The organism is Methanobrevibacter sp. (assembly GCF_017468685.1).
Classification (GTDB): domain Archaea; phylum Methanobacteriota; class Methanobacteria; order Methanobacteriales; family Methanobacteriaceae; genus Methanocatella.
Map to the genome: position 1 here is coordinate 22,428 of NZ_JAFUHT010000011.1, position 23,356 is coordinate 45,783.

The window sequence follows — 23,356 nt, forward strand, 5'->3', positions numbered from 1 at the left end:
CATTTTTTATTATTTTTTTTATAAAATGTTCAAATAATTTCTTTTAACAATCAATTTATATTTATATTTTTTAATTCGAAATTCCATGATTTTTTCTATTTTTAAGATAATTTTATATATTATTATTCTTTAATATTAATTGATAATGTAAATTAAAAATTTATTTATTTTTTGGGAAATGGTGATTTGGATGTTGGAGCAATATTTGCCTTTTGTAGGATTAATTATTTTTGGTAATATCGAAAATTTAGTATTATCTTCTCAAGGTGTTGTGGCTGGTGTTAATTCGGTTAAATTAGGTGTTGCAAGTTTCATATGTGTGGCTGCATGGTTAGCCATTGGAACATTTGGTACACAACTATTAATTAATTATGTTGATTTTATTGATTTCATTGGTGGTTTAGCTATCCTTATTTTAGGAGCTCAGGCAATGATTACTTCAATTAGGGGTGAATAAGATGGATCCGGAAATTAGGCATTTTTTACCACTATTGGTTTTCGGTAACATTGAAAACTTGATTTTAGCGGCACAAGGTGTTGCAGCACATGTTGACCCTGTTGGATTAGCTATTTTAAGTTTTATAGCTGTACTTTGCTGGCTTTTAATTGGAACATTCGGTACAAAAGTGGCAATGAAATATGCTAGAGCAATTAATTTCATCGGCGGTTTAGCAATATTCATTTTAGGTATTCAGGCTATTGTTGAAGCTATTCCTGGAATGTTAGCATTTTTCTAGATTTTCATGCCGTATTTAAAGCACAAAGTATATGGCTTATTATTTAAGCTATTTAAACATACTCATGTTGAAAATAATCGAATTTCTTTTATTATTGATTCAAAAGAATCATTCAAAGGCAATTTGGATTATATTAAAAAGGAATTTGAAAAAAGGGGAGATTATGAATTCCACTTTTTTTACAAAGACAAATTGTCTTTCGGCAGCTTTAAAAAATTAGCCGGTTCCAAATTCATATTTTTAAACGATAATTTTTTCCCACTTGCTTTCATGAAATTCGGTTCAAATAATGTGATAGTCCAATTGTGGCATGCTCCTGGAGCTTCAAAGAAATTTGGAGGATCTGTGGATATTGGCAGTCGTGAAATATTAAGTAAAATCTCTCAAAATACCGATTACTTAATTGTTACATCTAAAAATATTATCAGCTATTATAGTGAAGCTTTTCAAATGCCTAAAGATAAGATAAAACCTTTAGGGCTGCCAAGAATGGATTATTATTTTGAAAATCATAATTTAAATAAATTAAAAAAAGATTTTTGTGAAAAATATTCCTTGTCTCAAGATAAAAAGATTATTCTTTATGCTCCAACTTTTAGAGATGAGGAAAAATTCAACAATGTTTTTAATTACCTTGATTTGGATAAATTTAATGAAAAATTAAGTGATGAGTATATTTTAGCTTTAAGACTTCATCCCAAGATTAAAGATTTCTATAAAGATGATATTTCTGCTCAAGGGAAGTATGTAGATGTGAGCAATTGGGAAAGTGAACAGGAATTAATGTTGATTAGTGACGTCTTAATCACAGATTATTCATCTATCATGATTGAGTATTCAGCTTTAAATAAGCCAACTGTATTTTTCACATATGATTTAAATGAATATCTGGCTAACGAACGTGGATTTTACTATGATTTTAAAACAACTGTTCCAGGACCTATTGTTTATACTTCTGATGAGTTGATTGATGTTATTGAAAATGAGAAGTTTGATAAAAGTAAAATATCTGAATTTGTTAAGACACAATTTGATGAAATTGACGGTCGTTCATCTGAAAGAATTGTTAATTACTTATTAAAATAAAGGAAGATAAAATGGATAATATTAAGGTTAGTGTAATTGTCCCAGTATATAACGCCTCAAAGTATATAAGTAAAACTTTAGATTCAATTATTACTCAGGATTTTGATAGTTTTGAGATAATTGTCATTGATGACGGCTCATCAGATAACAGTTTGGAGATAATTCACAATACGTTAAATGAATGTGAAATTCCAAATAAGATAATTCATCAGGAAAATTCCGGTGTTAGTGTAGCAAGAAATGTGGGAATTGATGAGTCAAAAGGTGATTACTTAGTTTTCATTGATGCTGATGATTATGTAAGCTCAAATCACATATCAAGTTTATACAATGGCAAAACAGATTTCAGTTTAACATTATATGCTAAAAAAGAAGGCAGTAAAATAACAAATCTTGATAAGTACTCACAAGACACAATTTCAACACATGATTTTATTAAAATGGAACTTAACATGGAAATCACATTCAATTTCTTCCAATTAATGTATAAATCAGATATAATTAAAAATAACAATATTAGATTTACACCGGGCATTGTATACGGTGAAGATACAGAATTTGCACATAAGGCACTAAATTACGGAGAAAATATTGCTATTAATAATGAAGTAACCTATTTTTATGTTCAACACTCACAGTCAGCTATAAACACCACTGAATACAAACGATTCGGAATTGTCGAAATATTTGAAAATATTGCCGAGTTCTACAAACAAAACAATAAACCTGAATTCAGCCACCTGATAATTACTTCACGTATACCAAAAGCAATATTTGGAAATATGAACTTCTTTTTTTATAATGGATATGATTTTAATGAAGTAACAGCTAAAATGGATGAATTAAATTTGTTTGAAAAGCTATCCAAATATCAGGGCGACAGTAAATTTAAACTAAAAATAAAGTTATTCTTATTAAATCCGAAATTATATTATAAGATATGGAGAAAACTTAAAAATTCAATTGATTAATATGAAAGTTTCTGTAGTTACACCAAATTATAATGGAGAAAAATTTCTTAAAACATTTTTTGAATCTTTAAACAATGATTCTGACTTAATTGGAGAGGTAATCATAGTTGACAACGGATCAACTGATAAAAGCAAAGAATACATTAAAAACAACACTTTTAACTTTCCTGTCATATTGATTGAAAACACAGATAATCTAGGTTTTTCACCGGCAGTTAATCAGGGAATTTTAAAAGCCAGATATGAATATATATTCTCACTTAACAACGACACTGAGATTAAGCCGGGATCCATTAAGGCTTTAACAGATTTGATATCTTCAGATGAGAATATTTTTTCAGTACAGGCTAAAATGCTTCAGTATAACAATAAGCAATTAATCGATGATGTTGGAGATGAATATAATCTTCTTGCATGGACCAAAAAAACAGGAGAAAACCATAATTCAAACGAATACACGGAAGTTTGTGATATCTTTTCTGCTTGCGCCGGAGCGGCAATGTATAAGAAAACCCTTCTAAATGAAATAGGCATGTTTGACAATAATTTTTTTGCATATATGGAAGATGTTGATTTGGCAATACGCTCTAAAATAAACGGATATAAGAATCTGTTATGTCCTGATGCAATCGTTTATCATATCGGTTCTGCAACATCCGGTAGCAGATATAACGAATTTAAAGTTCGTTTGGCTGCTCGAAACAATGTGTGGGTAGTTTATAAAAATATTCCAATACCATTAAAAATAATCAACTTCATATTCCTGTTTTTAGGATTTTTAATCAAATATCTGTTTTTTGTTAAAAAGGGATTCGGTTCAACATATCTGGAAGGCATAAAAGAGGGATTGTCAAGCAGAAGTAAAATTGATAAAGTCAAATTCAAATCTAAAAATACAAAAAACTATTTTAAAATTGAATACAGATTAATAATTAATACTCTTAAATTTTTAAAAAAATAAATAGTGAGTTTTATGGACCTTTCAGTTGTAATTGTAAATTATCAAACATTTGAGTTAACAAAAAATACAATTAATTCTATTTTAGAATATGAATATCCCTTTGATGTTGAGATATTTGTTGTGGATAATGCGTCCAGCGATGATAGTTTATCAAAACTTAAGGATTATTTCGGAAATAAGGTTAAATTTATCGCTTCAGTTGAAAATAATGGATTTGCAGCAGGTAACAATCAGGCCTTAAGACAAGCCACTGGCAAATATCAGCTGCTTTTAAACTCAGACACTATTGTATGGGAAAATACATTAGGAGACATTTATAATTACATGGAAAATCATCCTGATGTTGGAGCATGCGGATGTCAGGTTCTTTTGGAAAACGGCGAACTTGACAAAGCCTGTAAAAGGTCATTTCCAAATGTCAAAAACTCATTTTTCAGACTGTTCCATATTCCTACTAAAAGCAAGGATGACAACTATAATTTAACTGACCTGCCTGATGGGGAAGTTTATGAAATAGACTGTCTGACAGGTGCATTCATGTTCATGAGAAAGGAAGCACTGGACCAGATCGGTCTTTTGGATGAAACATTTTTCATGTATGGTGAAGATATTGATTTATGTTATCGCATTAAGCATGGCGGCTGGAAGATAATATATTATGGCAAATCAAAAATAACTCACCTTAAAGGGGCAAGTAGCAAAAAACAAAAATCCAAACTTATTTATGAATTTTATCGAGCAATGTATATTTATTATAAAAAACATCATGCAGATGAATCCTTTTTCATAGTCAATTGGGTAGTTTATATTGGAATTGCACTTTTATGCGCTTTAAAACTTTTTTTAAATATCTTCAAAAAGAAAAATTAATTAATGTATAAATATAATATATATTATAAACTAGTTTTTTTGGTAGTTATTATGATAAAGGAAAATCAAAGGGCATTGAATGTAATATTGATATTAATTGATGTTTTAGTGATAACTGTATCACTTATATGTTCAATTTGGTTAAGATTTAAGACTACTTTATTTGGCCCGCTCGGAGGGCATTTAGGTTTGCAAAGTTATCTGCTGTTTTTAATCTTGGCTGTCATTCCTGTTTATCTGATATTATACTTTGCATTTGGCCTTTATAAGCCTCGCAGAACTTACAAAAATATCTTTTCAGAAGCTACTCAAATAATAAAAGTCAATATATTATCTTTCCTTATTCTGGTTTCAATTCTATTTATTATAAACCAGCCTGACTATTCCAGGATAATGCTATTTTTACTTGCTATAATAGCAACTTTCTTTGGAATTATTGAAAGATTTGTCATTAGAAGTGTTTTAAAGAATTTAAGAGTTAATAATAAGAATTTAAAACATATTCTAATCGTTGGAGACAATGATTTGGCATTCACATTCGCTCGCAGAATCAGAGAAAATCCTTATCTTGGTTTTGTTGTTAGCGGATTTTTAGGAAGGGCTGAGCATGTTGGTATGGAAGTTGAAGGCAGTAGCATCATAGGTGCCTTTAAAGATTTGGATAAGGTACTTGAGAAAAATAGATATGATAGAGTTGTTTTGGCTATTCCTTTAAAATATTATTATAAGATTAATGAACTAGTGGAGAGTTGTGAAAAAGTAGGAATTAAGGCGGAAATTATTCCTGATTATATAAGATATTTCCCAGCACAACCATCAGTTGACATGATTGAAGACATTCCTATAATCAATATTCGTTATGTTCCGTTAGATGATGATTTTAATAAATTTTTAAAATACCTTTCTGATTATGTAATATCACTCATAGCTATTATAATAACATCACCTATCATGATTATAACAGCTATTGCAATTAAATTAACATCTCCGGGCCCTATAATCTTTAAGCAAGAGAGAATGGGCTATAATGGTAAGACATTCATGATGTATAAATTCCGTAGTATGAGAGTACAGGATCCAAATGAAGAAAAATCAGAATGGACCACTCGTGATGATCCAAGAAAAACCAAAGTTGGAGATATAATTAGAAAAACCAGTATTGATGAATTGCCGCAGTTTTTCAATGTCCTAAAAGGGGATATGAGTGTAGTTGGTCCAAGACCTGAAAGACCATATTTTGTAGAACAATTCAAGGAAACAATTCCAAAATATATGGTTAAACATCAAGTAAAACCGGGTTTGACCGGATGGGCTCAAATACATGGTTGTCGTGGTGATACTTCAATCAAAAAACGTATTGATTATGATATAGAATATGTAGAAAACTGGCACATGGGTTTAGACTTGGCTATAATGATTAAAACCGCAGTTAAGAAAAATCCTAATGCATATTAGCATTTCTGTGAATTTGTGCATGTGTGCACTTTGGCAATATTTAAATAAATTTTTTGATAAATTGATATTGAGATTACTTTTCAAATGCTCTCTCTCTAACTTTATATACACTATAAATATAAAATTATAATTAACTTTTCTATGAGGGGTTTGGTATGCAAGAAAAAATTTTACAAGAATACGAAAAAGTTAAAGATAAACTTTCTGAAGAAGAGTTCTTAGAAGAAATTGAAAGATTAAAAGCAGATAATGATGGAATTGATTTCATTGATGATTTTGGTGCTGCACAAATGGTGGTGCAAAACCATAATGGAGTTGACACATCTATTTTTGAAAATACACAAGAAGAATCTTCATCTGAAATGAGTGAAGACATTCAGGAAAGATATGATAAAGTAAAAGACTTAATTTCTAAAGAAGAATTCTTTGAAAGGATGGAAAAATTCAGACAACAAGAAATTGAAAATCCATTTATGACCGATGTGAGCTTAGCGGACATGGTTGTTGGAGAATTTGTTGAAGAAGAACCTGAAAGACATGCGGATCCTCCGGAATTTGTTAAACCTATTAATCAGCTTGAAGCCAATAGTCGTGATGTAAATATAGCTGGTAGGGTAATTTCAATTTCAAATCCAAGATCATTTAAAACACGTAAAGGTCAAAGTGGGGAAGTATGTAATGTTGAATTAAAAGACAACACTGGTGAAATCAGAGCAGTATTCTGGACACAGAATATTAAATTGCTTAAAAATGTCACTGAAGGAGATATTATTCAAATTAAAGAGACTGACATTAAAGAAGGATATACTGGCTTAGAAGCTAATTTAAGACCAAGATCTACTCTTATTCATTTGGATGAAGACCCTTCAAGATTCCCGGCTTATGAAGAAGAAATTACAAAAATTGCTGATATTGAACCGGAAACAAAAGTTAATATTATTGCAAGAATTATTAGAATTCCAACAATTAGAAGCTATGAAAAAAATGGAAAAGAAGGAAAAGTTGCATCTCTTGAATTACAAGATGATTCAGGACAAATCTCTTACACATTATGGAATAAAAATGTTGAATTGATCAATGATTTGAAATTAGAAGATGGGGACACAGTTAAAATTCTTCAGGCACAAGCACGTCAAAGACAAAACAGAGATGGTGAAAATGAAATTTCACTAACTCATTGGGATGGAAGAATTATTAAAGGAGATTATGACGTTCCCGAAATCCAACAGGTATTTACACCTATTGGGGATGTAAGTGAACAAAGAGATGTTTCCATTATAGGAGTTGTATCCAGATTACAAGATATCAAAGTATTTACAAGAAAAACAGACAATACTGAAGGTAAATTAAGAAACTTTGATGTAAGGGATGCAACCGATGAAATAAGAGTAACAGTTTGGGGTGATGACACCAACATTCCAATTAATAAAGGTGATTTCATTAAAATTATTGGCGGTGATGTTAGATTTGATGAATATACTCAAAGCCAATATTCCATGAATACTAATTTCAATACTCAAATCACTGTTAATCCTGAAAACTTACCACTTGAAACAATTGATGAGTTGGAAGCAATAAGAAATGAATTACATCCTGTTCCTATTGGAGAAATACAATTCGATTTCGATGAGGACGGAGTTGAAATTGATATTCAGGGCAGAATTCTTTCCCTAGAAGATCCAAGAGAATTCCAAAGAGATGATGGTAATATAGGAGTTGTTCGTTCAGCATTATTTGCGGATGAATCAGGTAAAGTCAGATTGTCCTTTTGGAATGAGAAAGCTCAAGGAGATTATGCTGTAGGTGAAGCGTACAGAATTGAAAATGCTAGAACTAGACTTGGTATGTACAGTGTCGATTTAAATATTGGTGGAAGTGCTAGAATTATAAGATTATCTGAAGAACAAGCATCTGCAATGTTTATTCCTGAACTTGCTACATTAGAAAAAGCAATTTATGATTATAAGAAAATTGAAGACCTTGATGAGGAGGAAGAAGACAAAATTATCATTGGTAGAGTCATTGAATTAAATGATATTCGTACTTTTGACAGAGACAACGGTGATACTGGTTCTGTAAGAAATATTGAAATTGCCGATGATACCGGATCAATTAGGGTCGTATTGTGGGATAAGGATGCTAATATGGAATTAGAAATGGGTCAACCACTTAAAATACAAAACCCTCGTTTAACATTAGATATGGATAATCGTCTTCAAGCAACCGTATCTGGTGGTACAACTATTTTAGATCCAAGTGAAAAAGAACTAGCTGAATTACCTTCTCAAGAAGAATTAATGGAATCTATATTTGTTTCAAAACCTATAGAATCCTTATTAGAAGATGATACTAATGTTCATATAACTGCTAGAATTAAAGAAGTATTCGCTGATAAAATATTGCTTAAAAAATGTCCAAATTGTAATGAAAATGTTGAAGAAAGTGAAGATGAATACATCTGTGATAACTGTGGTCATGTTTTCGATGAACCAAAATACACTCTTATGATCCCTACAAGAGTAGAGGATGATACAGGAGAAATTCCAGTTACTTTCTTTGGCGATTTAGCAGAACAACTTATTGACATGAAAAAAGAGGAAATAATTTCTCTTATGGAAGATACTTATGATATTAGTGATAAGCTTCAAGATTTAGTTGGAATGACTATTGAAATTATTGCTAATGTAAGTTTCAATGAATATACTGAAGAAAATAGGTTAAATCCTAAAAAACTTTTGAATAAATACTTTTAAAAATAAAAAAATAAGGAATGATTATTATGGTTGAATTAAGTGATTTACCAGGTGTTGGAGAAAAAACAGCAGAAAAATTAAAAGATGCAGGTTTCGCTGATATGATGAGATTAGCAACAGCTACTCCAAAAGAATTATCAGTAAAAGCTGAAATTGGAGAAGGAGTTGCTGAAAAAGTTATTGAAGCTGCTCGTAGAGCTGAGAACATTACATTTGAAACTGCATTAGAAGTAGATGAAAGAAGAAAAGATGTTGGACACATTACTGTTGGAAGTCAAGAATTCAATGATTTAATAGGTGGAGGAATTGAAACCCAATCTATCACTGAAGTGTTCGGTGAATTTGGATCTGGTAAAAGTCAAATCTCCCATGAATTAGCTGTTACTGTTCAATTACCAGAAGAACTTGGAGGTCTTGATGGAGAATGTGTATTTGTTGATACTGAAAACACTTTCCGTCCAGAAAGAGTAAGACAAATTGCAGAAGGATTCGAATTAGATACTGAAGAAGTGTTAAGTAGAATTCATGTTGCACGTGCATTCAACTCTTCTCACCAAATTTTAATGGTTGATAAAATTAATGAACTTATTCAGAGTGGAGCTAATGTTAAATTGGTTATTGTTGATTCATTAATGGCTCACTTCAGAGCAGAATATGTTGGAAGGGAATCATTAGCTGTCAGACAACAAAAATTAAATCAACATTTACATTCACTTCAACAAATTGCAAACACATACAATGTTGCAGTATTTTTAACTAACCAGGTTCAAGCTAAACCAGATTCATTCTTTGGAAGTCCTACCAAAGCTATTGGTGGACACGTTTTAGGTCACGCTTCCACTTATAGAATTTGGCTTAAAAAAGGTTTGGCTGGAAAAAGAATCGCACGTTTAGTGGATTCTCCTCATTTACCTGAAGGTGAATGTGTATTTAAAATTACTAGCGAAGGTATCGTTAGTTAATTTTAAAATTTTTATCTTTTTTTAAATTTTATCTATTTTTCATTGATTAATTTTAAATACTTTTATAATTTAAAGTAAGTATTATGAATGCAATTGAAATTACTATTTTATCAATCATCATAATGATTGGATTAGGGTATTTCCTTAAAAGGATTGATTTTTTAAGCGAAAAAGATATCGACCCTTTCAATAGAATAGTAATGTATATTTTAATGCCCTGCATGATTTTTCATGCTATTTATTCTGCAGATTTATCTCTATTGCCTAAGTTAGGAATTTTACCATTTATTATATTGGCATCATCATTTGCTACAGGTATTGTATCTTATTTAATATTAAGGCAATTGAAGTTGGATGACATCACTCTTTGGAGTGTACTGGTTACAGTCATGATTGCTAATACTGCTTTTATGGGATATCCGGTAACTTTAGGTATTTATGGAGCTGATGGGTTTTTAAGGGCTATCTTCTGTGATATGGCTACATTATGTATTTTTTTAATTTTATCATTTGTTTTGATATTGAAATTCGGAGGCACTGTCAAGACTGCCGTTAGAAAAATTGCTTTGTTTCCGCCATTATGGGCTGTTGTTTTAGGTTTAGGCTTTAATTTCTTTAATATACCAATTGGACCTGTCATTGACAATACTGTAAATTATCTTGGTCAGGGCGCCATTCCATTGATTATGATTGCTTTAGGCCTTTCAATTGATTTCAGTGCATTGTCTAGAAGCAAATCCATGATTGCCTTTACATCTGTAATGAAATTGGCATTTTTTCCGATTGTTGCTTTCATTATTGTATCGCAAGTTGGTTTGGTGGATCTTCAGCATACAGTTTCAGTTGTTGAGGCCGCTATGCCCTCAGGCATGATGTCATTGTTACTTGCAATAACCTACAAGCTTGATTATGAACTGACTTCGGATTGCATATTAATCAATACTGTAATCTCTTTGATTACACTTCCTATAATTATCATGTTATTGTAGTAAAAAATTTGAAATTTAATTTAACATAAATTTATTATTTCTAAAAATAATGATAATAATTCTTTATTTTAATTAATAATCTTTAGTTAAGTTTTATTTTTATTTTAAAGCTATTTTTAATGAGATTTTACTTCATCATATATAAGTGTTACTCCAAGTATTTTATAGAAACCTTTATAAATGTGTATTTACTACATTTATATATCTAATACTATGTAAAATTTTACTAAACTATTTTTAAATTGCAATTTTTTATATATATTAGATATTTTTCACGACTTGTACAAGGTGAATTAATATGGCAGAAGAAAAAAGAGATAATAACGAAGAATTAAGGATAGGTGTTTACGTCTGTCACTGTGGTGTTAACATTGGTGGAGTTGTAGACTGTCCTGAAGTAGCAGAATATGCTAAGACATTACCAAATGTTGTATACGCAACAGACTACAAATACATGTGTTCCGACCCTGGTCAAGCTATGATCCAAGAGGACATTAAAGAGAAAAACTTAAACAGAATTGTTGTAGCTGCTTGTTCCCCTCGTCTTCACGAACCTACTTTCCGTAGATGTGTAGAAGAAGCTGGATTAAACAAATTCTTATTTGAATTTGCTAACTTAAGAGAACAAGACTCCTGGGTACACATGAACGAACCAGAAGCAGCTACCGAAAAAGCAAAAGACTTAACTCGTATGGCTGTTGCAAAAGCAAGATTACTCGAACCATTAGAAGCTACCAAAGTAGCAGTAGATAACAAAGCATTAGTTATCGGTGGTGGAGTAGCAGGTATCCAAACCGCATTAGATTTAGGTGACATGGGATTCAAAACCTACATGGTAGAAAGAAACCCAACCATTGGTGGAAGAATGGGACAATTAGATAAAACATTCCCAACTCTTGACTGTTCAATGTGTATTTTAGCACCTAAAATGGTAGACTGTGCAAAACACGAAAACATCGAATTAATTTCCTACGCAGAAGTTAAAGAAGTAGACGGATACATCGGAAACTTCAATGTAAAAGTTGAGAAAAAAGCAAGATACGTTGATGAAGCTTTATGTACTGGATGTGGCCAATGTCAAGAAGCTTGTCCTATCGAAATACCTAACTACTACGACGAAGGTGTAGGTATGGTAAAAGCTGCTTACATTCCATTCCCTCAAGCTGTACCATTATGTGCAACTATCGATAAAGACTACTGTATCGAATGTAACTTATGTGTACAAGCATGTGGACCAGAAGCTATCGACCACAACCAACAACCTGAAATCATTGAATTAGAAGTTGGTACTATTGTAGCTGCTATCGGTTACGACCCATTCGATCCTTCCGGTATTTACCAATACGGATACGGACGTTTCTCAAACGTAATCACTGCTATGGAAATTGAAAGGATGATTAACGCATCAGGTCCTACTGGTGGACACGTTATCAAACCTTCCGACGGTATTGAACCTAAACGTGTAGCATTCATCCACTGTGTCGGTTCCAGAGATGAAACAATTGGTAAACCATACTGTTCCAGAGTATGTTGTATGTACTCCATGAAAAACGCTCAATTATGTATTGACCACGAACCTGATACCGAAGTAACTTGTTACTACATGGATATTCGTTCATTCGGTAAAGGATACGAAGAGTTCTACAAAACATCTCAAGAAAAATATGGTATTGAATTTATCAGAGGTAAACCTGCACAAATCTTCGAAAACGATGATTTAACCTTAACTATCAGAGCAGAAGATACTTTACTCGGTAAAGTAACTGAATACACTTACGATTTAGTTGTATTAAGTGTTGGTCTCGAACACTCTGCTGGATCTGACGAACTCAGACAAACCTTAGGTTTATCCAGATCTGCAGACGGATTCTACATGGAAGCTCACCCTAAACTCAGACCTGTTGACACCTTAACAGATGGTGTTTACATTGCTGGTGTAGCACAAGGTCCTAAAGATATTCCTGACTCCGTAGCACAAGGTTCAGCTGCAGCATCCAGAGCAGCAATCCCAATGGCTAAAGGAGAAGTAGAAATCGAACCTATTATTGCATCTAACGATGAAACTATTTGTGGTGCTTGCCAAGTATGTGTTGAATTATGCCCATTCGATGCTATTTCAATCGCAACTGGTGTAGGTGGAAAAGAATTTGCACAAATTAACTCCGCATTATGTAAAGGATGTGGTACTTGTGTAGGTGCATGTCCATCTGGTGCTATGAACCAACAACACTTCAAAACCGAGCAAATTATGGCACAAATCAGTGCTGCTCTTGAAGACATAGGTAAATAGATTTAGAGATTAATTTCTCTATTTCTTTTTTTTACTTTTTTTTAAACTTTTTTTCTTAATTATAAATTAATTTCAAATACTCTATTTTTTCATAACTCTTATATTATAAGATAAACAAAAATTTAATCATAAATATATAATTGGATATTAGGTGTAGTAAATGACTAATTATCATGATGAAATTTTAAACTTTGAAAAAATAGCAAAAGAACATACTGAATACATGAGAAACAGTATCAACTTAATCGCTTCCGAAAATGTTACAAGTGTAGAAGTAACAGAAGCATTAGCAACTGATTTTGCACACAGATATGCTGAAGGACAAGCATTCGAAAGATTCTACGAAGGATGTCAATACGTTGATATAATCGAAGACAAAACCAAAAAACTATCCTGTGAAGTCTATGACTGTGACTATGCAAATGTACAACCGGTATCAGGTGTAACAGCAAACCTTGCAGCATTCTTTGGATTTGCAAAACCTGGTGAAAAAGTAATGGCACTTGAAGTACCATCCGGAGGACACATTTCCCACGCAGACGTAAGTGCAGCAGGAATACGTGGACTCAAAACTGTATTCCACCCATTAGACAAAAACGTTATGAACATTGACATCGATGCAATGAACAAGAAAATCCTTGAAGAAAAACCACAAATCGTATTGTTCGGAGGAAGCCTGTTCTTATTCCCACACCCAGTAAAAGAAGCTCGTGAAGCAGCTGACGAAGTGGGCGCAACAATCATGTATGACGGTGCACACGTATTAGGTCTTATTGCAGGTGGACAGTTCCAACAACCTCTAAAAGAAGGTGCAGATGTAATGATGGGATCAACCCACAAGACATTCCCAGGTCCACAAGGAGGAATCATCCTATCCCATGCGGAAAATGCTGATTTAATCGATGAAGCAGTGTTCCCTGGTGTTGTAAGTAATCACCACTTGCACCATTTGTTAGGTTTAGGAATTGCAACAGCTGAAATGTTAGAATTTGGTGAAGCATACGCAAAACAAACCATTAAAAATGCTCAAGCATTAGGTCAAGCAATGTATGAAAGAGGATTTGACGTATTATGTGAAGACCTTGGATTTACTCAATCCCACCAAATTGCAGTTGACTTAACCAACATCAGATCAGCATCAGACGTTGCAAAAGAACTGGCTGACAACAATGTAATCCTTAACAAAAACCTCTTGCCAGGAGACAACCGTGACAACTCCGATGACCCATCAGGTCTCAGAATTGGTACTCAGGAAATCACAAGAAGAGGCTTAAAAGAAAAAGAAATGGATGAAGTTGCTGAGTTCATCAAACGTGTAGCAGTGGATAAAGAAGACATTGCAGATGAAGTTGCTGAGTTCATGAACCAATACACAAAACTCGATTATGCATTCTCTGACAGAGATGCTTACCAATATCATAAATTAGATTAATATGAGAATAGCCTTTGCATTTACTGGAGCTGGTCATTTACTCCGTGAATCAGTTAAAGTCGCTCGTGAATTGTCAAAAAATCATGAAGTGACAGTATTTCTATCAGGAGCAGCGGAAGAAGTCCTTAAAATGTATGGACTTTATGAAAGCGTTGTTGAAATCACTGGTGGAAAATACCGAGAGCTTGCAACTGATTCCACACAAAAATTCTCATATCCAATAACAGGTCGCTTATCACTTGGTAAGTACGACCTATTAATAGTTTCACCGGCTACAGCAAATACAGTTTCAAAAATAGTCTATGGAATAGCAGACACACTCGTTACAAATGCGGTGGCACAGGCTGGAAAAGGTGCAGTTCCCGTTTATATGGTACCGGTAGACATTCATCCGGGACCAATTGACACTGTACTTCCATCAAAAATGGAGTTGTCCAAATGTGAAAACTGCGATGACTGTGTAGCTGCGCTAGTATGTGAACAGGGTGCAATTATTCCTCACACTGAAATAGATTTAACAAAATGTATTGGCTGCGGATTGTGTCGAAATTCATGCCCAAATGATGCAATTTCAGAAGGTAAAATCATAACAATCTACATGAGAGACATTGATATTGAAAACACTCGCAAGTTGGAAAGTATTGATGATATTAAAATCTTTGAAAACCCCGAAGATATTTTAGATCAAATCTAATTTATCTCCTATTTTTAATTTTAACCTATCTTTTTTTGTTTCTAAAATATATTTGGCTTTTTTTTCAGGCTTGTAAAACCTCCAGGGTTTTAAACTAATCTTATCAAAAATAATTTTGTTCTCATTTATAAAATAGACATCAATTTCAAATTTCATGAACATGGTATGGACCGATGAGTCCTTCAGGTTTGTAAAAAGCATCATATTTTCAAAGTCTTTTTTTCCCATCAAACCTTTGAAACGTTTAAAAAAAGTATTTGCATATATTAATTTCATGAATTAATATCTGATTTTAATCTATTTAAGTTTTTAACAAGTTTAAAGCAATATTGACTTAAATATATGATTTTGATGTGATTTCACCATTCATCAGGTCTTTAATCGCTATTCTGAAGTCTTCCTTTTCGAATGCGCCGGGGATAATCAGCTGTTCCTGTGATGTGTCTAAAAAATAAAGAGGTATCGATTCGACTCCCATGACTATGGCATCCTCTTCGTCAATCTGAACTTCAAAGTCATATGAATCGCCTTCAAGCATGCTTCTTATTTCATTCTCATCCAACCCCAAATCAGATGCAATTTCGACCAGCACATTAATGTCGGCTATGATTTTATTTTCAATGAAATTTGCCTCATATATTCTAAAGACAACTTCAATGCCAACTTCACCATGTCTGTTTTGAACATATTTCACTAATCTGTGGGCATTTCTTGAGGATGTTAGCTTGATGTCGTGGTAGTTCATTTGAATACCATCTTTTAGAGCGATTTTTTCTGTTTCATCAACTTTTTGACCAGCAATTTCTGGTGTCAAACCGTATTTAATCACATTTTGTGTAATTATTGAACCGGTTGCGGTGTCAAATAGTGTTGGGTAAAGCTCAAAGGGCTTCATCTCCCATTTAACATCAACATTTGTCTCATCAATAGCTTTTTTCAAACGGTTTAATCCTATATATGAGTTTGGACAGTTGAAATCGCTCCAAAAGGTTATTTTCATTTTTTATCCTCTTTTTTGGATTCGGCTCTTTTCTTTTTGGATAATTTATAGAGTTTGTTTATATTATCTATTGATCTTATTATTGTGTTGTATTTTCTAAAAAATCCCATAAGTTAATGTATTGATATCATTGTTAAAGTAGTTTAACATTATATCTGGTGTCTGGTTATCGGAGTTTTTTGTAATATAAATATTCATATTCTTTTAATTTCATATACAGCTACTTCTTTTAATCAAACTCTAATTCTCACTATCATTTATTTAATGCATATTGCATTTAAAATAATAAAAAGTATTTCATAAAATATCAAAATAATAAGGTCTTATTTTATTTAAATTGCACATAAAACAATTTCTATTTTTAAAATTTTGCCTATTCAATAACCTTTATTTATTATTTGAAACAAAAAGATACATATTGTAAATTAATTGATAAGTGTGTTGATAAAATGGAAAATATTAGTCAATATTTAAATCGCACACTTCATCAAAATGCATTAGTTACGAGGAGTTAAAAAATGCCAATAAAAGAGGCAGATAAATCATATGATCATGAAAAGATAGAAAAAAAGGTTCAAAAATTCTGGAAACAGGAAGAAACCTTTAAAAAGGTAAATGAACTTAGAGAAAAAGGCCCAAAATATTCATTTTTAGATGGACCACCATACTGTAGCGGTAAAATACATTTGGGAACAGCCTGGAATAAAATCATCAAGGATTCCTACTTGAGATACAAATCCATGAACGGATTCAGCTTAAGAAGACAGGCAGGATGGGATATGCACGGTCTTCCAATTGAAAACAAGGTAGAGCACCTGATGGGAATTCAATCCAAACAGGAAATCGAAGAAATCGGAATAGACAAGTTTGTCGACAAATGCCGTGAATTTGCAATTGAAAACAAGATTGCAATGGAAAATGAATTCGATCAGATAGGTGTCTGGATGGACTGGGATGACCCATACATGACACTTGATCCAAAGTATATGGAATCATCATGGTGGATGCTTAAAAGAGCAAACGAACAGGACCTGCTTGTAAACGACCAAAGAGTAATCAGCTGGTGTCCTCACTGTGGAACAGCACTTGCAGCAGCTGAAATTGAATATGAAGAAAAAGTCGACCCATCCATTTATATCAAATTCCCGGTCAAAGGTGAAGAAAACACTTACTTCCTTGTATGGACAACCACTCCATGGACATTACCTGCAAACCTTGCAATCTGTGCAAACCCGGAATTCGATTATGTTTACGTTTCAAAAGACGGTGAAACCTACATTCTAGCAGAAAACCTGATGGAAGATGTTTTAGGAAAACAAGTCAAAATCCACAGAACAAAAATCCCTGCAGAATCAGAAGATGAAGAAGACAAAATCATCGAAGAAAAAGAAGTGATGTATGAAATCATCAAGACCGTAAAAGGTGAGGAACTAATCGGTCAGGCTTATGATTACATTTTAGCAGATGAAATTCCAAAACAGATGGAATTCGACTCACAAATCGAAAAGGTACACACAATCCTTCCGGGAGACCATGTTGAGCTTGGTGAAGGTACTGGTTTGGTACATACAGCACCAGGACACGGTCCTGACGACTTTGAAGTGGGAAAAGCTAACGGACTTCCAATATTCTGCCCTGTAGGTGAAGACGGATGCTTTACTGAAGATGCAGGAAAATACACTGGCAAATTCACAAAAGAAGAAAATCAACAAATTATTGATGATTTGGAAGCTAAAAACTTGATGTACAGAGCAGAAACCATTGAACACAGATATGGTGTATGTTGGAGATGTAAAACCCCTATCATCTATCGTGCAACAAAACAGTGGTTTTTGAAAGTAACTGAAATCAAACAGAAAATGCTTGATGAAATCGAAAAAGTCGAATGGGTACCTAAATGGGCTGGAGAAGGAAGATTCCATGACTGGGTGGACAATGCACGTGACTGGACAATCTCAAGACAAAGATACTGGGGTATACCAATACCAATTTGGGAATGTCCTGACTGTGGCGAGCTAAAGGTAATAGGCTCCTTAAATGAACTAAAAGAAGAATCCTTAAATGAAATCAATGTAACTGATGCAGAATTAATCCACAGACCATATGTAGATGAAGTGGAAGTTAAATGTGACTCTTGTGGAAAATCTATAAAAAGGATTCCCGACGTACTTGACGTATGGATTGATTCCGGTGTAGCGGGATGGGCATCCCTATACTATCCTGAAGAAAAGGAAAAATTCGAAGACTGGTTCCCTTATGACTTCATCACAGAAGGTCATGACCAAACAAGAGGATGGTTCTACTCACAATTAGGTACAGGAGTAATTGCAATGGGTCAAAGTCCATACAAGAAAGTATTGATGCACGGATTCGTTCTAGACGAGCATGGAAACAAAATGTCAAAATCCCTAGGAAACGTTGTAGCTCCAGAAGAAGTTATTGAAAAATACGGAGCTGATGTACTCAGATTCTACCTCTTATGGGCTTCAAAACCATGGGATGACCTTAAATTTGTATGGGAAGAACTTTTAAACATCAACAAGATGTTCAACATTCTATGGAATGTATATGTATTTTCAACAACTTATATGTCACTTGACAACTTCAATCCAATAGGTTTAAGTGAAGATGATATTATTTTACGCTCTGAAGACAAATGGATTATTTCCAAAGCCAACAGCTTAATTAAAGAGGTTGCTGAAGACCTTGATAACTTATTCTTCCATAAGGCAACACGTAAAATCAACAATTTCATACTTGAAGACCTGAGCCGCTGGTATGTAAGGCTCATCCGTGGAAGAACATGGGTTGAAAGTGACGATCCGGATAAACTGGGTGCATACTACAGTCTATACACTGCGCTTGTCAAACTAATCCAGGTGTTATGTCCGATAGCACCTCATGTATCAGAGGAAATCTATGAAAACCTTGTAAAAGGAGTGAACCCTGAAGCGCCTGAAAGTATTCATATGCTTGACTGGGAATATGATGAGGATGCAATCAACACAGAACTTGAAGCAAAAATGGATGTGGCACGTGAAGTGATTGAAGCATCAATAAGGGCAAGAGATATGGCACAGTACAAGCTCAGATGGCCTGTATCAGACATCACAGTAGTGTCTGAAGATGAAAATGTTCTCAATGCAATTGAAGAGTTAACAGACATTATCAAAGACCAATCAAACACAAAAGAAGTATTGGGTGCAAGTGAATTTGAAAAACTCTCATACAATGCAAAACCTAATCTCAAAATACTTGGTCCAAAACTTAAAGGAGACATGGGTAAAGTCGTAAAAGGATTAAAGACAGCAGATGGTAATCAAATTAAAGCAGAACTTGAAGCAAACGGTACTGTAACAATTGAAGGAATTGAATTGAACTCTGAAGAGGTATTGTTTGACTCAGAATTGCCTGATGACTTTGTATCATCAGAATTTGAAGGCGGTAATGTATTTGTAAATACTAACATTACTCTTGAAATCAGACAGGAGGCAATGGCACGTGAACTCATAAGAAGAATTCAGGACATGAGAAAAGACATGGACCTTGATGTGGAAGCAAACATCAATGTTGATGTTGAAACTTCATCCGAATTCAAGGACTTAATCGTACCGCAATCAGAAATGATTTCTCATGAAGTAAGGGCAAACAGCCTAATCATAACTGATGCAGAAGAATGCAGTAAAGATTCTAAAGATTATACCAAAGAATGGGATATCGAAGGAGAAAAAGTAATAATCTCAATTAAAAATTAAGGGTGTTAAAATGACTTTAACAGATTCTGAAATGGAATATATTGAAGGAATCCTCGGTAGGAAAATGAACGAACTGGAAGAAGGAATGCTTGATGTAATGTTTTCAGAACATTGCTCATACAAAAGCAGCAGAAGATTTCTAGGAGCTTTTCCTACTGAAGGGGAAAACATTATTTTAGGTCCGGGTGACGATGCGGGACTTGTAAGTGTAACTGATAAATATGCATTAGCAGTTGGAATGGAATCACACAACCACCCATCAGCTATCGAACCGTACGGTGGAGCAGGAACAGGTATTGGTGGAATTCTAAGGGATATTATCTCAATGGGAGCAATGCCTATAGCACTTCTCGATTCACTCAGATTCGGACCACTTGAAAATGACCAAAAATCAAGATACCTCTTTGAGCATGTCGTAAAAGGAATCTCCGATTACGGTAACCGTGTAGGGGTTCCAACAGTGGCAGGTGAAATAGAGTTTGATGAATCATTCAGAACAAACCCTCTTGTAAATGTAATGTGCGTAGGGCTTGTTGAAAAGGATAAAATCGTACGTGGACAGGCACCATATGTCGGTGATGTATTCCTACTTATGGGTGGAACAACAGGTCGTGACGGAATTCACGGTGTTACATTTGCATCAGAAGAGCTGACATCGGATTCAGAAACCGAAGACAGACCTGCTGTACAGGTGGCAGATCCGTTCACCAAAAAAAGAGTGCTTGAAGCATCTCTCGAAATACTTGAAAAAATCAATGTAAGCGGTGTAAAGGACCTCGGTGGAGGAGGTCTCACATGCTGTATTTCAGAACTTGTGGATGAGTCAAACAATGCGGCATTCGTTGACTTGCGCTCAATCCCATTAAGGGAAACCGGAATGACTCCATATGAAATAATGCTTTCAGAGTCACAGGAAAGAATGGTATTTGTTCTTAATCCTGATGATGTCAAACTGGCTCAGGAAATCTGTGACAAGCATGAAATCGTATCTGCAGTCATAGGGGAAGTCCGTGAAGGAAACAACATGATTATTTCAGATGAAGGCGAGGAAATTGCCAACTTGCCAACTATCTTACTTGCAGATCCTCCTTCAATCGAAAGGCCGGTAAAAGAGATACCTGAAGATACTGAAAAAATTGAGCTTAAGGAACCTGGTGTTTATGAATCCTTGCCAAAATTATTGTCCAGTCCGAATATTGCTTCAAAGGAATGGGTGTACAAACAATATGACCATGAAGTTCAGGTCAGGACTGTTGTAAAACCTGGTGATGATGCAGCAGTGCTTAGAATCGATGAAAACACAGCTGTTGCACTCACAACCGATTCAAACACAATTCACACTAAACTCTCTCCATTCGATGGAGCTGCAGGATGTGTTGCAGAAGCAATCCGTAATGTAATTTCAATGGGAGCAACCCCTTATGCGGTAGTTGACTGTCTTAACTTCGGAAACCCTGAAACCCCTGAAATCCTATGGCAATTCAAAACAGCAATTGAAGGAATGAGTCTTGTTGCGGAAAACTTTAATGCACCTGTAATAAGTGGTAATGTTAGTTTCTATAACGAAACAGAAGGAATTAAAATCAATCCTACACCTGCTGTTGGTGTCATCGGTGTTGAAGATATTGAAAACATAAGAACAATGGACTTCAAAAACGAAGGGGATAAAATCATTTTAATAGGTAAAACCTATGATGAACTTACAGGTTCTGAATACCACAGAACAATCCATAACCTTGAAAAAGGAACTGCTCCAAGAATCAGAATAGATGAGGAAGTTGCCAACGGTCAAACAGTTCTTGATTTAATCTCCAACGATAAGGATAAAAACATCACAGCAGTCCACGACGTATCAGCAGGAGGTCTTGCAGTTGCACTGTCCGAAATGGTTATCAAATCAGGTTTAGGATGTGACGTAAACTTGAAAGATGATAATCTGGATAAAATCCAATTGTTATATTCAGAAAGCCATGCAAGATATTTACTTACAGTAAAAGCTGATGCATTGGACGATGTTTTAGCACAAATTGATGTTCCATGTGAAGTTATCGGTGAAGTAAAAGGTACTTCATTGAATGTAAATGATCATGAATTTAGTTATGAAGATTTGAATGATGCATACCATGGTGTTATTGAAAAATACATGGCTTAAAATGACTTGGGGGAGTTAAATGTTTTTATCAAAACTAGATTCATTATCAAATGCTAGAAATCTAATCAGCGACAATCAAAAAACCACAGATGTTGAAGAAATTTCCATTTGGGATGCTCACAAAAGGGTTTTGGCTGAGGATATTATGGCATTTCATGACTCACCGCCTTTTGATAAATCAGCGATGGATGGTTTTGCATTGATTGCAGAGGATACTTTTGGCGCATCGAATTCCGCACCTAAGGAATTAAAAATAATTGATGCTATTGGTGCGGGAGACTTTTCATCCAAAAAGGTAGGTGAAAATGAGGCTATTGTAATTGCTACAGGAGCTCCTATTCCTGATGGGGCAAATGCAGTTTTGATGAAAGAATACACAACAACTGATGGGGATGATTTGACAATTTATTCTCAGGTAACTCCTGGTGAAAACGTTTCTCCCAAATCTGAGGATATCAAGAAAGGCCAAAAAATTCTGGATAAAAATACATTCATCAGATATCAGGAATTGGGCTTGATAGCTTCAGCCGGATACGATAAGGTTAAAGTCTATAAAAAGCCTAGGGTTAAAATCATCATAACAGGAAATGAATTGGTAGAGCCTACCAAGGATGAAATCGATAAGGCTAAAATCATCAATTCAAATCAATTCACAATCAAGGCAATGGTTGAGGATTCAGGTGCAATTTGCGATATTGGTCATGCTGGCGATAGCTTTGATGAGGTTAAACAAGCTGTTTTAGATGCTAGTGTGGATTATGATGTCATAATGACAACTGGAGGCACTGCCATCAGTAAAGGTGATGTTGTGCTTGATGTTGTTGATGATATCGGTGAGATATTATTCCATGGTGTTGCAATAAGGCCGGGAAAGCCTGCCGGTGCAGGTATTGTCAATAATAAGATGATTTTCACTTTTTCAGGTCAGCCTGTTGCGGCAATGTCTCAGTTTGACATGTTTGCAAGGAAATATTTGTTTGAAATGCAGGGCAGGTCATTCACTTATCATGTTGTTAAAAGAATCTCCCAGCTTAAAATACCTTCACAGCTTGGAAGGACTGATTTCATACGTGCGGTGTCTGATGACGAGCATGCAAAGCATGTCTTGAACAGGGGTTCTGGCATTATTCGCTCAATGGTTGAAGCGAACAGCTATATCATAATTGACGAAAACGATGAAGGATATCAAAAGGATGATATAGTTGATGTAGTATTCTTTGATTCACTACTTTGGTAGAGGAAGTGTCAT

The 23,356-nt window shown here is 34.2% G+C and carries 18 protein-coding genes; 16 read left to right on the forward strand and 2 right to left on the reverse strand.

What is annotated here, in order from left to right:
- The first annotated feature begins 190 nt into the window (after nt 1-190).
- From IJ258_RS01805 to IJ258_RS01865, 13 genes are all read left to right on the forward strand, one after another.
- Nucleotides 191-457, forward strand: a complete 267-nt coding sequence (locus IJ258_RS01805; protein WP_292802075.1) for a hypothetical protein — start codon at nt 191-193, stop codon at nt 455-457.
- Nucleotide 458: 1 nt separating this feature from the next.
- Complete coding sequence (locus IJ258_RS01810) at nt 459-737, forward strand: hypothetical protein (protein WP_292802077.1); 279 nt, start codon at nt 459-461, stop codon at nt 735-737.
- A gap of 6 nt (nt 738-743) precedes the next feature.
- A complete protein-coding gene (locus IJ258_RS01815; protein WP_292802079.1) occupies nt 744-1,823 on the forward strand; it encodes a CDP-glycerol glycerophosphotransferase family protein in 1,080 nt (359 codons plus the stop codon).
- Between the two features lie 11 nt (nt 1,824-1,834).
- Complete coding sequence (locus IJ258_RS01820; RefSeq protein WP_292802081.1) at nt 1,835-2,794, forward strand: glycosyltransferase; 960 nt, start codon at nt 1,835-1,837, stop codon at nt 2,792-2,794.
- Between the two features lies 1 nt (nt 2,795).
- Complete coding sequence (locus IJ258_RS01825; protein ID WP_292802083.1) at nt 2,796-3,755, forward strand: glycosyltransferase family 2 protein; 960 nt, start codon at nt 2,796-2,798, stop codon at nt 3,753-3,755.
- A gap of 12 nt (nt 3,756-3,767) precedes the next feature.
- Entirely contained in the window at nt 3,768-4,625 is an 858-nt protein-coding gene (locus IJ258_RS01830) for a glycosyltransferase family 2 protein (RefSeq protein WP_292802085.1), read from the forward strand.
- Nucleotides 4,626-4,676: 51 nt separating this feature from the next.
- Complete coding sequence (locus IJ258_RS01835) at nt 4,677-6,080, forward strand: undecaprenyl-phosphate glucose phosphotransferase (RefSeq protein ID WP_292802087.1); 1,404 nt, start codon at nt 4,677-4,679, stop codon at nt 6,078-6,080.
- Nucleotides 6,081-6,235: 155 nt separating this feature from the next.
- Entirely contained in the window at nt 6,236-8,833 is a 2,598-nt protein-coding gene (locus tag IJ258_RS01840; RefSeq protein WP_292802089.1) for an OB-fold nucleic acid binding domain-containing protein, read from the forward strand.
- 26 nt (nt 8,834-8,859) lie between these two features.
- On the forward strand, nt 8,860-9,795 hold the full coding sequence (radA, locus tag IJ258_RS01845; RefSeq protein WP_292802091.1) for a DNA repair and recombination protein RadA: 936 nt from the start codon (nt 8,860-8,862) through the stop codon (nt 9,793-9,795).
- 83 nt (nt 9,796-9,878) lie between these two features.
- Nucleotides 9,879-10,784 carry an AEC family transporter gene (locus IJ258_RS01850; RefSeq protein WP_292802093.1) on the forward strand — a complete coding sequence of 302 codons (906 nt, stop codon included), beginning with the start codon at nt 9,879-9,881 and terminating at the stop codon, nt 10,782-10,784.
- A gap of 298 nt (nt 10,785-11,082) precedes the next feature.
- Nucleotides 11,083-13,074: a CoB--CoM heterodisulfide reductase iron-sulfur subunit A family protein gene (locus IJ258_RS01855; protein ID WP_292802095.1), complete on the forward strand. Its 1,992-nt coding sequence runs from the start codon at nt 11,083-11,085 to the stop codon at nt 13,072-13,074.
- A 160-nt stretch (nt 13,075-13,234) separates the two neighbouring features.
- Nucleotides 13,235-14,506 carry a serine hydroxymethyltransferase gene (gene glyA, locus IJ258_RS01860; protein ID WP_292802097.1) on the forward strand — a complete coding sequence of 424 codons (1,272 nt, stop codon included), beginning with the start codon at nt 13,235-13,237 and terminating at the stop codon, nt 14,504-14,506.
- Nucleotide 14,507: 1 nt separating this feature from the next.
- A complete protein-coding gene (locus IJ258_RS01865) occupies nt 14,508-15,200 on the forward strand; it encodes a dihydromethanopterin reductase (acceptor) (protein ID WP_292802099.1) in 693 nt (230 codons plus the stop codon).
- Here the strand turns inward: IJ258_RS01865 and IJ258_RS01870 are convergent.
- Both IJ258_RS01870 and IJ258_RS01875 read right to left on the reverse strand, forming a co-directional pair.
- Complete coding sequence (locus IJ258_RS01870; protein WP_292802101.1) at nt 15,186-15,428, reverse strand: DUF192 domain-containing protein; 243 nt, start codon at nt 15,426-15,428, stop codon at nt 15,186-15,188. The two genes, IJ258_RS01865 and IJ258_RS01870, sit on opposite strands and share 15 nt — an antisense overlap.
- A 106-nt stretch (nt 15,429-15,534) precedes the next feature.
- Nucleotides 15,535-16,200, reverse strand: a complete 666-nt coding sequence (locus IJ258_RS01875) for a DsbA family protein (protein ID WP_292802103.1) — start codon at nt 16,198-16,200, stop codon at nt 15,535-15,537.
- A gap of 518 nt (nt 16,201-16,718) precedes the next feature.
- On the opposite strand from IJ258_RS01875, the gene ileS reads away from it, so the two are divergent.
- From ileS to glp, 3 genes are read left to right on the forward strand one after another with little or no spacing between them, the layout of a single operon-like run.
- Nucleotides 16,719-19,955 (forward strand): isoleucine--tRNA ligase, encoded by a 3,237-nt coding sequence (gene ileS / locus IJ258_RS01880; protein ID WP_292802105.1) that lies wholly within the window; start codon nt 16,719-16,721, stop codon nt 19,953-19,955.
- Between the two features lie 10 nt (nt 19,956-19,965).
- Nucleotides 19,966-22,107, forward strand: coding sequence for a phosphoribosylformylglycinamidine synthase subunit PurL (gene purL / locus IJ258_RS01885; protein WP_292802107.1), 2,142 nt, complete (start codon nt 19,966-19,968; stop codon nt 22,105-22,107).
- Between the two features lie 19 nt (nt 22,108-22,126).
- The gene (gene glp, locus IJ258_RS01890; RefSeq protein WP_292802109.1) at nt 22,127-23,344 is read left to right on the forward strand and encodes a gephyrin-like molybdotransferase Glp; all 1,218 of its coding nucleotides are present in this window, start codon (nt 22,127-22,129) and stop codon (nt 23,342-23,344) included.
- Nucleotides 23,345-23,356: the final 12 nt, after the last annotated feature.

What these genes read in the sequence shown, in the direction of transcription:
- IJ258_RS01805 (WP_292802075.1), top strand. Translation starts at nt 191, where the DNA reads ATGTTGGAGCAATATTTGCCTTTTGTAGGATTAATTATTTTTGGTAAT.
- IJ258_RS01810 (WP_292802077.1), top strand. Translation starts at nt 459, where the DNA reads ATGGATCCGGAAATTAGGCATTTTTTACCACTATTGGTTTTCGGTAAC.
- IJ258_RS01815 (WP_292802079.1), top strand. Translation starts at nt 744, where the DNA reads ATGCCGTATTTAAAGCACAAAGTATATGGCTTATTATTTAAGCTATTT.
- IJ258_RS01820 (WP_292802081.1), top strand. Translation starts at nt 1,835, where the DNA reads ATGGATAATATTAAGGTTAGTGTAATTGTCCCAGTATATAACGCCTCA.
- IJ258_RS01825 (WP_292802083.1), top strand. Translation starts at nt 2,796, where the DNA reads ATGAAAGTTTCTGTAGTTACACCAAATTATAATGGAGAAAAATTTCTT.
- IJ258_RS01830 (WP_292802085.1), top strand. Translation starts at nt 3,768, where the DNA reads ATGGACCTTTCAGTTGTAATTGTAAATTATCAAACATTTGAGTTAACA.
- IJ258_RS01835 (WP_292802087.1), top strand. Translation starts at nt 4,677, where the DNA reads ATGATAAAGGAAAATCAAAGGGCATTGAATGTAATATTGATATTAATT.
- IJ258_RS01840 (WP_292802089.1), top strand. Translation starts at nt 6,236, where the DNA reads ATGCAAGAAAAAATTTTACAAGAATACGAAAAAGTTAAAGATAAACTT.
- radA (WP_292802091.1), top strand. Translation starts at nt 8,860, where the DNA reads ATGGTTGAATTAAGTGATTTACCAGGTGTTGGAGAAAAAACAGCAGAA.
- IJ258_RS01850 (WP_292802093.1), top strand. Translation starts at nt 9,879, where the DNA reads ATGAATGCAATTGAAATTACTATTTTATCAATCATCATAATGATTGGA.
- IJ258_RS01855 (WP_292802095.1), top strand. Translation starts at nt 11,083, where the DNA reads ATGGCAGAAGAAAAAAGAGATAATAACGAAGAATTAAGGATAGGTGTT.
- glyA (WP_292802097.1), top strand. Translation starts at nt 13,235, where the DNA reads ATGACTAATTATCATGATGAAATTTTAAACTTTGAAAAAATAGCAAAA.
- IJ258_RS01865 (WP_292802099.1), top strand. Translation starts at nt 14,508, where the DNA reads ATGAGAATAGCCTTTGCATTTACTGGAGCTGGTCATTTACTCCGTGAA.
- IJ258_RS01870 (WP_292802101.1), bottom strand. Translation starts at nt 15,428, where the DNA reads ATGGGAAAAAAAGACTTTGAAAATATGATGCTTTTTACAAACCTGAAG.
- IJ258_RS01875 (WP_292802103.1), bottom strand. Translation starts at nt 16,200, where the DNA reads ATGAAAATAACCTTTTGGAGCGATTTCAACTGTCCAAACTCATATATA.
- ileS (WP_292802105.1), top strand. Translation starts at nt 16,719, where the DNA reads ATGCCAATAAAAGAGGCAGATAAATCATATGATCATGAAAAGATAGAA.
- purL (WP_292802107.1), top strand. Translation starts at nt 19,966, where the DNA reads ATGACTTTAACAGATTCTGAAATGGAATATATTGAAGGAATCCTCGGT.
- glp (WP_292802109.1), top strand. Translation starts at nt 22,127, where the DNA reads ATGTTTTTATCAAAACTAGATTCATTATCAAATGCTAGAAATCTAATC.